Genomic DNA, 12,846 nt, shown 5'->3' on the forward strand with positions numbered 1-12,846 from the left:
ATCACCAATCCTTCTCGTTTTTGATTTTTTTGCCCTTAACCTTTTTGGCTTCCATTTTTTCTTGAACTTTCTTCTCTTCGTTCTGCATTGCCTCTAACAAATTTTGAATCTGCTGTTTAGAAAGTTGATTTGGTCTTGGTTGTTGTTTTTGTTCTTCAGGTTGATCACCTTCATTTGGTTTTTTCTCTTGTTCTTTCTTTTTATCGCCCTCTCCTTCTTTGTTCTCCTCAGGCTTGTTTTCTCCATTATCTCCATCATCGCCTTTATCCTTGTTCTCATCTTCATTCTGTTCTCCTTCATTGTCTTTTTTGTTATCCCCCTCGTCGTTCTGGTCTTTATTCTTGTCCTTTTCGTCCTCTTGGTCCTGCTTATCCTTATTGTCTTGGTTTTGGTCGTTTTTCTGTTCGTCTTGTTGCTTTTTTAGCATTTCTTTAGCCAATGCCAAGTTGTAACGGGTCTCCTCGTCTGAAGGATTATTTCTTAATGCTTCTTTGTAGGCTTCAACCGCTTTTTGGTATTCCTTGTTTTTCATAAAAACATTGCCCATATTATGAAAAGACTTGTGTTTGTCCGGTTTTTCGGAAGCAGTCTCGCCTGCTTGTTTAAAGCGTCCAAAAGCTTCTCCATAACTTTCCCTGTTGTAATAGGCCGTACCTAGATTAAACCGGGCAACGGCATTTTTATCACTCTTGGAAATTGCTCTTCTATAATCAGATTCTGCATTGGTAAAGTCATTTGCAGTTAATTGTTTATTTGCCTCCCAGGTAAGGTTTGTGGATGCTTTAAGGGATTTTTCTGCTTCTTTTACAGCCTGTATCTCATCTTGTGCCTGTGTGCTCAACCCCACTAGTACAAACATGCTAAAAAGTAATCCTGTCTCATTCATTTTCATGCTCATTAAAAAGATTAAGTTTTTTCAACCACTTTGTTTTCCTGTCCAAAAGGAAAATATCCAAAAATAAAAATAAAAGCCCTATGCCTAAGAACCATTGAAATTGGTCCTTATACTCTGCAAATTGCTTGGCCTCAAATTCTTTTTTATCCATTTGGTTCAATTGTTCCTTAATATATTCTACGGCATTTTCCGTATTGGAACCATCTATATATTCTCCATTGCCTTCACTTGCTATTTCTGACAATACGGCTTCGTTAAGTTTTGTAATAACCACTTCACCTTGATTATCTTTTTTTAGGCTTTCAACGACACCATTCCTTTTGATCGGAATTGGCGAGCCTTTTGGTTTTCCAACACCAATGGTAAAAATGCGAATACCATTTTTTGAAGCGTTTTCAACAGCATCAATTGTGGTGCGCTCCGAATGATCTTCTCCATCTGACACAATAAAAAGCACTCTGTTCGTTTGTTCGCTATCATCGTAATAAGTACTTGCCAAGTCTATTGCCGCGTTGATAGCAGTTCCTTGAGAGGAAAGCATGTCGGTATTCATGCTTTGCAAGAACATTTTGGCTGCGCCATAATCTGTGGTGATCGGTAATTGAGGGTAGGCTTGCCCAGCATATGCAATGATACCTATTCGATCACTGGCCAGTTGATTTATGATTTCGGAAATGAGCCTTTTTGCTTTTTCCAATCTATTTGGGGCAATATCCTCTGCCAACATACTTTTGGAAACATCTAAAGCAAAAACAATATCTACGCCTTCACGCTTTACCGTTTCTAGTTTTGTTCCAATTTTAGGGTTTACAAGTCCAATTATCAGGAAAGTTAATCCTAACAAAAGAAGTATCAATTTTAAAGCGGATTTAAAGCTGGACTTATTTGGAGCCAATCTTCTCAATAATTTATAATCCGCAAAATGACGTTGGGTTCTTTTTTTCCAAACTTGAAGAAAGAAAAAAGCCAAAACCATTACCGGGATAATGGCCAGCAAATAAAAATATATTTTTTCGTCAAGTTGAATCATTCTTCCTTTTTAAATAAAGCTTTTAAAAATGGAGTTGCGAAGTCCCCATTCCAACAACAGCAAAGCTCCTGCCAAAAATATCAGTGGCCTAAACTTTTCCTCGTATTTATAATATTTAAATTCTTCGATCTCAGTTTTTTCGAGCTTGTTGATTTCATCATAGATTTCTTCCAACTTTTCATTATCGGTAGCTCTAAAATACTTTCCGCCAGTAGCCTGGGCAATTTCTTTTAGCAATGTTTCATCAATTTCTACTTGGCGCATTCCAAACCTGAAGGTACCATCTCTGTTATATGCCACCGGAGATAATGCATTGCCATTGGTTCCCAAACCTATTGTATATGTTTTTATACCAAATTCCACGGCTAGATCGGCAGCTGTATTTGGTTCAATAAAACCTGAGTTGTTTACACCATCGGTCAAAAGAATAATGACCTTGCTTATGGCTTTGCTTTCTTTTAATCTGTTTACGGATGTCGCCAAGCCCATACCAATTGCTGTTCCATCTTCTAGCTCGCCATAGGTGATTTCCTTTAAAGCTCTTAAAACTATAGATTTGTCGCTTGTTATGGGAGTTTTTGTATAGCTTTCTCCAGCGTAACCTACCAGTCCAATACGATCATTGGGGCGCTGCCCGATAAAATCTCCTGCAACTTCTTTGAGCGCAGAAAGCCTGTCTGGCTTTAAGTCTCTGGCGAGCATACTTGAAGACACATCTATTGCCATAACAATATCAATGCCCTTTGTAGTTTTGGTTCTGGTGGAAATATCTTCTGTTTGAGGTCTTGCCAAAGCTGTAATGATTGCGGCTAGAGCCAATAACCTTATTACAAAGAGCACAGGTTTTAACTTGGAAGCCAAACTACTTACAGAGAACCCTTTTACGCTAGAAATTTTTAGTGATGCAAGTTCATCTTTACGTTTGAAAAAATACCATAGCAAAGCCATTGGAAGCAGGAGGAGCAACCAAAAGAACTGAGGATTTGCAAATTCTATATTTTCAAACATTAGGTCTGGGTTTTTACGTCTAGGTTGCTCAATATTCTACTTACTATTTGTTCGGCATAGTCATCACCGTCTTCCCAAGTTATTATTACCTGTTGCATGAACCCTTTTCCTCCAAAAGAAAGAATGGTATACTTTGCCTTTTTTGATTTGTTGTTAATAGGATTTTTCAAATTTCCAGTGCCAAATGTCTTTAGACCTTGCACACCAGATTTGGTAGTAAACTCTTCTTGTTTGGTAATAATATTTTTCACCCCTAAACTTTCAAATGTGCCAAGGGTTGAACCAATTGCTGCATCAAAGTTGGGCTCTGTCTGTTCTTTATAGGTTACAGAACTGGTAGCTACAGAAAAGATTCCTACATAGCTTCCATAAGCAAAAGTCTGTAATTCCTGAATCAGCTCTTGGGCCTCTGGAGGTAATTCGACATCTTGACGTATTAACACATCTGGTGTTTCAATTTCAATCGGAGGGTACCCATAGGAGCTTGACACCCATTCCCCTTCCAATAATTCTTTTGTAGGATAACCAAAAACAGTGTCTTTAACTTCTTTAAAACCATAATAAGCCACAGAAAGGGCGCCACCAAAAAATAAGATTCCTGCAAAAATAGCTGCAGCCCAATAGATTTTTTTTCGCTGTTTTTTCTTGGCGAGCTCTTCCAAATATTCTTCAGTTTGAAGCAATTCTTCTTCGGTTGGTTCTGGCAGCGCATCATGTGTTTTGACCACTATTTGTTCTACTAGTTTCCTGTCATGCTCAGCAACGGAAGTTGACGGTTTGGATTTAGCAAATTTTACCAAATCTGCCGTCTGCAATATATTCTGAAATTGGCTCAAAGTTTCATCATCAAGCTTTAAATCCCCTGCATCTTTGAGCATTTCTAGCTTGGCAATCAATTGAGCTGTTGTACTTTCAAGAGCTGAAACATTAACATCTTCTTCCAAATAGGAACGTACAATATCCGTTAGCTCCGAATAATATTTTTTGTATTCATCTTGAATTAGATATTTGGAGTTCTCCAGTTTTTTAAGTTCTAACAATGCTCGATCGTAGGGAGGGAGCAATGCTTCCTTTTCTTCTTCTGTCAATGGTTTTTTTCTAATGAAAAACCAGTAGACCAAACCACCAATAATCAATAGGACAAAAAGTGTCAAAAGCACCATCTTCCAGATTTTTGCATAGCTTTTTTCAACTTCGATCAGAGGTTTTATGTCAAACATTTTTTGTTTGGTAGTGTCAACAACAACATCAGCCACCTTTATTTGAAAAGAATCGGTAAAAAAAGGCTGTTCATTTATTGCCACTCTTTGAGGGGGTATAGTGTATGCACCACTGTCAAATTGGGTAAGGGCATAGATGCGTTGGAGGATAACCTTGTTTCTGTTTTTAACGGTATCCATCATTATTGCCTCAACTGTTTCCAAAGGAGAGAATGTCTGCCCCTCAGGAAAATGGACAATATCCGTAGAATCCGTTTCAACGGTAATTTTGTATTTGATCTGTTCTCCTATTTTAATGGAAGTGGTATCTATTTCCGAAGAAACTTTTGATTGGGCAAATGAGGTTTGTGAACATATTAGGGCAATTAGAAAAAAAGTATTCCTAATTCCCGAGTGGCCCCAAATCTTTATGTTTAACTTACTATTTCCCCTTTTCATTACCCCCTTCGTTTAAAATAGCCCAATAATTTTTTTACGTAGCTTTCATCTACTCGGCAGTTGATTACACCACAACCAGATTTGGTAAAGGAATCTTGAAAATAATTTACCTTGTCCTTATGGAATTGACCATACGCGGCTCTCACTTTTTTAGACCTTGTGTTGACCAATTGAAGCGTTCCCGTTTCTGCATCTTGCATCTGCACCATTCCTAAATTTGGAATGGATTCTTCGCGCTCATCAAAAACTCTTATACCTGTTACGTCATGTTTATTGCCAACAATACGTAAAGTATTGTCATACTCGTCGGATATAAAATCGGACAAAACAAAAACGATGGCTTTCTTCTTCATCACGTTGGTGAGGAATTTCAGCGCTTCTGCAATATTTGTCTTACTGCTTTTAGGTTTAAACTCCAATAGCTCTCTTATTATTCGCAAGACATGACTTTTTCCTTTTTTTGGTGGAATGTATAGTTCAACTTCATCTGAAAATAAGATCAACCCTACCTTGTCATTGTTTTGTAAAGCAGAAAAAGCGAGCGTGGCAGAGATTTCTGTGATGACCTCTTTTTTAAATTGATTGGTAGTTCCAAAAAGTTCGGAACCACTTACATCAACCATCAACATCATCGTCAGCTCTCTTTCTTCCTCAAAAACTTTTACATAAGGTTCGTTGTAGCGTGCGGTAACGTTCCAGTCAATGCTTCTAACATCATCTCCAAATTGGTATTGGCGAACTTCGCTAAAGGTCATACCTCTTCCTTTAAAGGTAGAGTGGTATTCCCCACCAAAAATATGGTCGGAAAGACGTCTCGTCTTTATCTCAATTTTTCGTACTTTCTTAAGTAGTTCTTTTGTATCCATCTGTAAGCAAACAGTGTTTAGCTGTCAGTATTTAGTGATGGTAGGTTATTTTTTTGAGGGCGCCACCAATCGAAACTGCCAACTGCTAACTTTTCTAGGGTACTTCTACCTCGTTGACAATCTTGTTTATGATTTCCTCGGAAGTGATATTCTCAGCTTCAGCTTCATAGGTAATTCCAATACGATGCCTTAGCACGTCATGAACGACAGCTCTTACATCTTCCGGAACAACATATCCTCTTCTTTTAATAAATGCATAACATTTGGAGGCATTTGCCAAATTGATGCTTCCCCTTGGGGAGGCACCAAAACTGATAAGGGGTTTTAGATTTTCAAGGTTGTATTTTTCTGGATATCTGGTGGCAAACACCAAATCTAAAATGTATTTTTCTATTTTTTCATCCATGTAAACCTCGCGAACCGCTTTTTGAGCGCTTAAAATTTGTTTTAAGGTCACCACCGGTTTTATGGGTTCATTGGCGCCACTTAGATTTTGACGCATAATAAGTTGTTCTTCGTTAAGCTTTGGATAATCGATTACCGTTTTCAACATAAAACGGTCTACCTGTGCCTCAGGCAAAGGATAGGTTCCTTCTTGTTCAACCGGGTTTTGGGTGGCCATAACCAAAAAAGGCGCATCCAATTTAAAAGTCTCATCCCCAATGGTCACCTGTCTCTCCTGCATAGCTTCTAAAAGTGCCGATTGTACTTTTGCAGGAGCTCTGTTAATCTCATCCGCCAAAACGAAATTGGCAAAAATAGGCCCCTTTTTAATGGAAAAATCATTTTCCTTCATGTTGTAGATCAATGTTCCCACAACATCTGCCGGCAAGAGATCTGGCGTAAACTGGATTCTGCTAAAATCTCCCTTTACTGCTTTCGCCAAGGTATTAATGGCCAATGTTTTTGCTAATCCAGGAACCCCTTCCAAAAGAATATGTCCTTGACCCAAAAGACCAATTAGCAGTCTTTCCACCATATGCCTTTGACCAACAATAGCCTTATTCATCTCAAGCGTAAGCAAGTCAATAAAAGCACTTTCCTTGGCAATTTTTTCATTCACAGCACTAATATCTATAGTAGTGTTTTCTTCCATATTAACTTTTATCGTAATGTGTTAATGTTAGTGTTTTTTCTAAGAAGTGCAAAATGAAAATTAATTTAAAATCCGTCTGTTAATTAATGGTTAAAAAAAACGCGGAAGCCCCAGTTTTGTGAAGTATTTAAGGGTTTAATTTTATACTTTCACTTTATATGCAATATACAGATTATTATTCCAGAATTATAGCAGGGGCTATGACCTGGGGAAGTTGGGGGAAAAAACTTTCAAAAAAAGAGATGATTGATTTAATGCTTCATTGTGTGGATAATGGGCTAACAACTTTTGACCATGCTGATATTTATGGAGATTATGGGACCGAATCTGATTTTGGAAAAGCTTATGCAGAAAGTGGAATAGACAGATCATCCATTCAACTAATTTCTAAATGCGGAATTCAAATGACTTCTGGAAGAGATAATCGGGTGGGGCATTATGAATACAACAAAGATTATATTATTTGGTCTGTAGAAGAGTCCCTGAAAAAGTTAAATACCGAATATTTGGACTTGCTGTTGTTGCATAGGCCAAGTCCTCTTATGGAACCTTTTGAAATTGCGGAGGCAATCAATCATTTATTGGAAAGTGGCAAGATAAAACAGTTTGGGGTGTCTAATTTTACTTCTTCTCAAATAGCAATGCTTGAAAAGGCAATTCCAGTTTTGGGTAACCAAGTGGAGTTTTCATTGTCTCATAATGCTCCAATGTATGATGGCACTTTTGACGATTGTATAGCAAATAGAAGAATGGCCATGGCTTGGAGTCCCTTGGGAAATTTATTCAGAGAGCATAATGAACAAACCAAGAGAATAAAAGGGACAATTACTGTTCTTGCAGAAAAATATAATGTGGACGAGAGTCAGCTTTTATTGGCATGGATTTTAAAGCACCCGGCAAAGGTTCACCCTGTTATAGGCACAAGTAATAAAGATAGGATTGTCCTATCCGCAAAAGCCGCAAAAATAGATTTGGATTTACAAGATTGGTTTATACTTTTAGCTTCAAGTCAAGGGCATCCTGTTCCTTAAAACATGAAATACAGAATATGGAAAATGCACAAACAGTTTTAATTACTGGAGCAACTAGTGGAATAGGTAAGGCAACCGCAGAGTTATTGGCAGAGCATAGATTCAATTTAATTCTTTGCGGTCGTAGACAAGAAAGACTGAATATGCTTCAAGACCATTTAGGAAAGAAAACCAACGTTCACACGCTTAATTTTGATGTAAGAGAGAAAGAAGCCGTGTTCAAGTCCATTCAAAACTTACCAACTTCATTTTCTCAAATAGATATTTTAATTAACAATGCAGGGAATGCACATGGCCTGGATACCATTGATGAAGGAAGTTTGGATGATTGGGATGCCATGTTGGACATAAATGTAAAAGGACTGCTATATGTTTCAAAAGCTGTAGTGCCTAAAATGGTGGAGCGTAGATCTGGCCATATTATTAATATAGGCTCTACCGCAGGAAAGGAAGTGTACCCTAAGGGAAATGTGTATTGCGCAAGCAAACATGCCGTGGATGCCATTAACCAGGGAATGCGGTTAGATCTAAATGCCTATGGGATAAGAGTTGGAGCTATAAATCCAGGACTGGTGGAGACAGAATTTAGCGATGTACGTTTTAAAGGAGATGTGGATAGAGCTGAAAAAGTATACCAAGGGTTTCAAGCCTTAAAACCTCAGGATATTGCAGATATCATACATTTTACCATTACCCGTCCTTACCACGTTAACATTGCAGATTTAGTGGTTATGCCTACTGCACAGGCTAGTAGTACCATAGTGAAGAAGGAGTTATGATTAACAAACGCCTACTGGTTAAGAATCTTTTAGCGCATAATGATGAGAACAGTTTTTATGACAAAAAGAGGTTTATATCAATAGGTGAAAAGGAAGGAAAAGCAAAGTTTTTAAAACATGTTTGTGCGCTAGCGAACAGCAATCCAATAAATAATTCATTCATTGTTATAGGAGTAGAAGATGAGGACAATAAGATAGTTGGGGTGGATTTTTTTGATGACAGCAAGATTCAAAATTTGGTAAATGCCTACTTAGATAATCCCCCTATTATTTCATATGAGAATATACCTTTTCCGCATTTGCCAGAAGGCAAGGTTGTTGGCTTGGTCACTATCAAGTCCAACGGAAAAATCTGTGCGCTTAGAAAAAACATATGGAAGTATTATGGTGGGGCGGTATTCTTCCGAGAGGGTAGTATTAGCCTGCCCAAGGCTTTTGATATTGAGCTAAAGGATATTAATTCTGAGGCAGTTGCAACCATAGAGCAACATGCCAGAAACAATATTGAATTGACCTTGGATGCGGTCATCAATTTTATCAATAGCAGGCATGCAGATCTAACCAGCGATTATAAGGTTTTCAAAGAACAGTTTGTAGTTTGTTGGGCGGGGAACAAGAAAAAAGTCAATAATAAAACCTATTACTCAAGAGTAGATATTGAATTGATCAACGAACAGGTTAAGTTATTTTATTCTGCTTTGGATGAAATTACCATTACTTATGATGATCATTCATTTAGCACGTTGGAATTTGTACAGTTGGGGTTGGGTTCACAACAAAAGTATTACCCTTTGGAACAGATGATCATTACATTTTCTGACAACGGCAAATACACGATTAACAGCGAACTGATTTTTGAACCTCCGCAGTACGATAAAAAGACATTGCACCATGTTTTTAACACCAACAGCTCCTTATTGCAAAAGCTGGAAAAGAAAATTAAATTGAGCAAGACCGAGGAAATAGACCTAACACATTTGCCGGCGACATCCCTTATTTGTTATTTAAATGGATTTGAGGAAGCAAAAGAACAAATGGAACAGGCGCGGCCATTATTGAAAGTTGCAAATGAAAGGGTTTATGGGTCGTTAAAAGAATCACTACGAATTTTAAGAAAGGTAAGGTACAACTAGGATTTTTTTAGCCAGAGAATTTGGTATGGCATTATCTCTAAAAGGCCACTTTTAATCGATATTTTTTTATTGGACACTAAATCTTTTGGTTCTCCCTTGGTAAAATAGCCAAGCTTGAGAATCCAACTTGCTTCTATTACCTGCGGGTTTTCATCAAAATTGCAAATTACCAGCACGCCTTCGATTGAATTGCCCGTACGTTCAAAAACCAAGATATGGTCATTACCGGTATTGTGCAGGGTTAAATTGTTGCTGTCTGCAAAAACAGGGTTTTCTTTCCTGATGGCAATCAATTTTTGCAGTGTTTTGAATATTTTGGACTGAGGAAGTTTTTTGCCATTGAGTTTTGCAATAATATTCCAATCCTGTTTTGGTCTATTTACCCAGCGGCTATCTTCTTTTTTTGCAGTTTCCTCTAAAAAAGAGTAATCGTTTAAAGTGCCTACCTCATCCCCTGCATAGATCATGGGGATTCCACCATAAGCTAGAATAACACCATGGAACATTATAATTTTTGCAATGGCTCCATTAATTGTGGTATTATCTTTTTCATTCAAACCCTTTTCCAACCCTAATAATGATGCCGCACTACCGGTAATTCTGCCATCTCCGGTTTTGGGATTGTACATGAACATTAAACCTACAGCATCCGACCAATCCAACCGTTGGCAATAATAATCTAACAAAAATTTTCGGTGCTGTTGCGGATTCCAACCAATTTCTTCAATAAACTTATTTTCGTACCCTAATCCAATATCATCATGACAGCGAATGTAATTGATCCAAGTACAGTCCTTTGGTTTTGTGGGAACACTGGTAAGACTTTTATAAAGTAAGACTGTTTTTTTTGTAGCAACGGAATTCCATAACAATGCCATTAAAGAAGCATTGTAGGCAACCTCGCATTCGTTCCCTTTCTTTTGATCTTCACCAAAGTATTTAATGATCTGGGTTGGTGCAACAATTGCCTCGGCCAAGAATATAGTTCCTGGGGCAATTACTTGTAAACACATTCGGAACAAAGCAATTAAATTATGTGCTTCTGGCAGGTTTTGGGATATGGTGCCCATTTTTTTCCAAAGAAATGCCAACGCATCAAAACGCACCAAATCCACACCCATATTGGACAATTTCACCAAATGGGTCAACATTTCCATAAAAACCTCTGGATTTGTATAATTTAAATCCCATTGATAGTTGTTGAAAACCGTCATGACCCAATGATCCATTTCAGGAATATAGGTGAAGTTCCCGGGAGAGGTTTCAGGGAAAACTTCTGGCAATGACTTTTCAAACTCTTTTGGTATGGTTTCGTTTTCAAAAGTGTAGTAGTACCCTTGGTATTTTTTATCACCTTTTGCAGCCTTCTTTGCCCAAGTAAACTCATTGGAAGTATGGTTGACCACAAAATCCAGCATTAAGAACATATCTTGCTTTCTAAGCTCCTGTGTTAAGTCAAGAAGGTCTTTTTTAGTACCATATTTTTTGTCCACTTGCAGATAATCGTTAACGGCGTAGCCGCCATCATTTTCTCCCTTGGGGCGAGTGGTAATAGGCATGAGGTGCAAGAAATTCACCCCTAGTTCTTTTAGATAGGGCAGCTTTTTTTTAAGCCCGTTTAAATCTTTGTTGAAATGCTCCACATATAATTGCATACCCACCATTTTTTCCGATTGGTACCAATTGCCCATCTCAAGTCTTCTTAGGTCTTGATTTACTAATTCTGGTGGTCGCAAAGCAAATAGTTTAGGTAAAAGATCCAGCAATCTTGAAAAGTCCTTACCATGTTTCTCCTCTGGATAAACGGAAAAGAATAATTGTTGAATAAGACTTAGGTTAGTGGCCAGTCTAAGTTCAAAAAGAGCTTTTGGGTTCTTTTCTTCAAATTTTGATGAAATCAGTTTATGTAAAGTAGCTTGGTTCATTTAATTTTCAAGCTGTGATTTTGTGGGAAGAGCGACTATGGCTCCATAATTGGTAGTGGTAATGGCGCCCGCTTTATTAGCTTTTTGGACCATTTTAGCAAGTAGTTCATAATCTTCGAAAACGCGATTAAAATTACCTAGGTCCGCTATTTGATATAACAAACAACCTATAAAGGCATCTCCTGCCCCTGTAGTATCTATAGGCTTTACCGCAATACTTGGAATTATCTTTTTTGTATTGTTTGAACTTAACAACGTACCCTCTTTGCCAAGGGTGACCGTTATGATTTTAGTGCCTACCTCATGAAAAAAATCACATGCTTCATTAACATCCTTTTTTCCCGAAAGGAGTAAAGCCTCTTCTAAGCTGAACTTACATAGATGAGATTTTTCAATAAAGGGCATACACTTTTTAATAAACTGCTTTTCGTTTTCTTTCCAAAGGTCACCTCTAAAATTTGGATCAAAGCTGATAAACATTTCTTTGGTGAAAGCATCAAACAAATATTTTCCATATGCTTTTTCCAAGGAGCCCCCAAGAAGTGCTGTTGCAGCCCCTAAGTGTAAAAGATTCCCATGAAAGTCCTTTCTTAAAGATGGGTCATAAGCTAATTCTTTATCTGCACCCCTACTAAATACAAAGTCTCGTTCTCCATCTTCTGCTAAGGAAACAAAGGCAAGTGTAGTAAAGGTCTTGGACCGTTGTGCCAATGAAATATCGACACCCTCTTTTTTGACAGTGCTTAGTAGAAAGCTTCCAAAAGGATCATCTCCTACACAACCTACAAAGACTCCTTTTCCGCCAAGTTTGGCTATTGCACAGGCTACATTTGCGGGTGCGCCACCTGCTTTTTTGGTAAATTGAGTTGCTTTGGAAAGATCATTTCCTTGCTTTTCAGCAACAAAATCTATTAACAGTTCTCCAATGCAGAATACTTTTCTCATTCCTAGTATTGAAAATTAGGTATTCCAATGTAAGGAGAAAAAAAGTTCTATTCCAAAATTTTATGTGCTATTACGGTAAAATATGTAATCGTGGCATCTGGACATAAGCTTTCTTTGGCTTTTGCTTCTAAGGTAATGCCACTTTCCAATTGTCCTGGATCAAAAAGAAAAACAACATCAAGTTTTTGCTCTTTGGAAAGCTTGTTTGTTATGCTGCTACCTGATTCTAGAATGTCCACTACTTCTGCAGCGAAAACATGCTCTTTATTTGAGCCACACACCTCCTTGTTTGTCTCGGTGCTCTCAAGGATTTTAATTCTGAGCATTATCTCATTTGGTCCTAATAGCTGCTGTTCTATAATGGTTTCTTCATTTTGAGTGTTCTCTAAAAGGGATACATCATCTTTTTGATTACATGAATTGCTCAAAAAGAAAAGTATCAACAAAATAAAAGGTTTCATAAGGATTTAACTTTTAAGT

At 37.7% G+C, this 12,846-nt stretch carries 12 protein-coding genes; 3 read left to right on the top strand and 9 right to left on the bottom strand.

Features of this window, described 5'->3' with window-relative positions; translation table 11 throughout:
• Position 1: 1 nt before the first annotated feature.
• From DKG77_RS04220 to DKG77_RS04245, 6 genes are all read right to left on the bottom strand, one after another.
• Positions 2-886 (bottom strand): tetratricopeptide repeat protein, encoded by an 885-nt coding sequence (locus tag DKG77_RS04220; protein ID WP_109661429.1) that lies wholly within the window; start codon positions 884-886, stop codon positions 2-4.
• Positions 879-1,925, bottom strand: a complete 1,047-nt coding sequence (locus DKG77_RS04225) for a VWA domain-containing protein (RefSeq protein WP_109660490.1) — start codon at positions 1,923-1,925, stop codon at positions 879-881. Before DKG77_RS04225 ends, DKG77_RS04220 begins: the two co-directional genes overlap by 8 nt.
• A gap of 9 nt (positions 1,926-1,934) precedes the next feature.
• On the bottom strand, positions 1,935-2,933 hold the full coding sequence (locus tag DKG77_RS04230; RefSeq protein WP_109660492.1) for a vWA domain-containing protein: 999 nt from the start codon (positions 2,931-2,933) through the stop codon (positions 1,935-1,937).
• Positions 2,933-4,591 (bottom strand): BatD family protein, encoded by a 1,659-nt coding sequence (locus DKG77_RS04235; protein ID WP_243414831.1) that lies wholly within the window; start codon positions 4,589-4,591, stop codon positions 2,933-2,935. The genes DKG77_RS04230 and DKG77_RS04235 overlap by 1 nt, the downstream gene beginning before the upstream one ends.
• Entirely contained in the window at positions 4,591-5,457 is an 867-nt protein-coding gene (locus DKG77_RS04240; RefSeq protein WP_109660494.1) for a DUF58 domain-containing protein, read from the bottom strand. Before DKG77_RS04240 ends, DKG77_RS04235 begins: the two co-directional genes overlap by 1 nt.
• 94 nt (positions 5,458-5,551) lie before the next feature.
• Positions 5,552-6,553: an AAA family ATPase gene (locus DKG77_RS04245; RefSeq protein WP_109660496.1), complete on the bottom strand. Its 1,002-nt coding sequence runs from the start codon at positions 6,551-6,553 to the stop codon at positions 5,552-5,554.
• A gap of 158 nt (positions 6,554-6,711) precedes the next feature.
• On the opposite strand from DKG77_RS04245, the gene DKG77_RS04250 reads away from it, so the two are divergent.
• The 3 genes from DKG77_RS04250 to DKG77_RS04260 are packed head-to-tail and all read left to right on the top strand — an operon-like array spanning position 6,712 to position 9,496.
• Complete coding sequence (locus tag DKG77_RS04250; RefSeq protein ID WP_109660498.1) at positions 6,712-7,584, top strand: aldo/keto reductase; 873 nt, start codon at positions 6,712-6,714, stop codon at positions 7,582-7,584.
• Between the two features lie 17 nt (positions 7,585-7,601).
• Positions 7,602-8,363, top strand: coding sequence for an SDR family NAD(P)-dependent oxidoreductase (locus tag DKG77_RS04255; protein WP_109660500.1), 762 nt, complete (start codon positions 7,602-7,604; stop codon positions 8,361-8,363).
• Positions 8,360-9,496 carry an ATP-binding protein gene (locus tag DKG77_RS04260; protein WP_109660502.1) on the top strand — a complete coding sequence of 379 codons (1,137 nt, stop codon included), beginning with the start codon at positions 8,360-8,362 and terminating at the stop codon, positions 9,494-9,496. The genes DKG77_RS04255 and DKG77_RS04260 overlap by 4 nt, the downstream gene beginning before the upstream one ends.
• Here DKG77_RS04260 and DKG77_RS04265 read toward each other — a convergent pair.
• Genes DKG77_RS04265 through DKG77_RS04275 form a run of 3 tightly spaced genes read right to left on the bottom strand, consistent with a single transcriptional unit; the run spans position 9,493 to position 12,827 of the window.
• Positions 9,493-11,421, bottom strand: a complete 1,929-nt coding sequence (locus tag DKG77_RS04265; protein WP_109660504.1) for an amylosucrase — start codon at positions 11,419-11,421, stop codon at positions 9,493-9,495. The two genes, DKG77_RS04260 and DKG77_RS04265, sit on opposite strands and share 4 nt — an antisense overlap.
• Positions 11,422-12,366: a carbohydrate kinase family protein gene (locus tag DKG77_RS04270; protein WP_109660506.1), complete on the bottom strand. Its 945-nt coding sequence runs from the start codon at positions 12,364-12,366 to the stop codon at positions 11,422-11,424.
• A 47-nt stretch (positions 12,367-12,413) separates the two neighbouring features.
• Positions 12,414-12,827, bottom strand: coding sequence for a hypothetical protein (locus tag DKG77_RS04275; protein ID WP_109660508.1), 414 nt, complete (start codon positions 12,825-12,827; stop codon positions 12,414-12,416).
• Positions 12,828-12,846 lie beyond the last annotated feature (19 nt).

The organism is Flagellimonas aquimarina, assembly GCF_003149745.1.
Classification (GTDB): Bacteria; Bacteroidota; Bacteroidia; order Flavobacteriales; family Flavobacteriaceae; genus Flagellimonas; species Flagellimonas aquimarina.

What these genes read in the sequence shown, in the direction of transcription:
- DKG77_RS04220 (WP_109661429.1), bottom strand. Translation starts at nt 886, where the DNA reads ATGAATGAGACAGGATTACTTTTTAGCATGTTTGTACTAGTGGGGTTG.
- DKG77_RS04225 (WP_109660490.1), bottom strand. Translation starts at nt 1,925, where the DNA reads ATGATTCAACTTGACGAAAAAATATATTTTTATTTGCTGGCCATTATC.
- DKG77_RS04230 (WP_109660492.1), bottom strand. Translation starts at nt 2,933, where the DNA reads ATGTTTGAAAATATAGAATTTGCAAATCCTCAGTTCTTTTGGTTGCTC.
- DKG77_RS04235 (WP_243414831.1), bottom strand. Translation starts at nt 4,591, where the DNA reads ATGAAAAGGGGAAATAGTAAGTTAAACATAAAGATTTGGGGCCACTCG.
- DKG77_RS04240 (WP_109660494.1), bottom strand. Translation starts at nt 5,457, where the DNA reads ATGGATACAAAAGAACTACTTAAGAAAGTACGAAAAATTGAGATAAAG.
- DKG77_RS04245 (WP_109660496.1), bottom strand. Translation starts at nt 6,553, where the DNA reads ATGGAAGAAAACACTACTATAGATATTAGTGCTGTGAATGAAAAAATT.
- DKG77_RS04250 (WP_109660498.1), top strand. Translation starts at nt 6,712, where the DNA reads ATGCAATATACAGATTATTATTCCAGAATTATAGCAGGGGCTATGACC.
- DKG77_RS04255 (WP_109660500.1), top strand. Translation starts at nt 7,602, where the DNA reads ATGGAAAATGCACAAACAGTTTTAATTACTGGAGCAACTAGTGGAATA.
- DKG77_RS04260 (WP_109660502.1), top strand. Translation starts at nt 8,360, where the DNA reads ATGATTAACAAACGCCTACTGGTTAAGAATCTTTTAGCGCATAATGAT.
- DKG77_RS04265 (WP_109660504.1), bottom strand. Translation starts at nt 11,421, where the DNA reads ATGAACCAAGCTACTTTACATAAACTGATTTCATCAAAATTTGAAGAA.
- DKG77_RS04270 (WP_109660506.1), bottom strand. Translation starts at nt 12,366, where the DNA reads ATGAGAAAAGTATTCTGCATTGGAGAACTGTTAATAGATTTTGTTGCT.
- DKG77_RS04275 (WP_109660508.1), bottom strand. Translation starts at nt 12,827, where the DNA reads ATGAAACCTTTTATTTTGTTGATACTTTTCTTTTTGAGCAATTCATGT.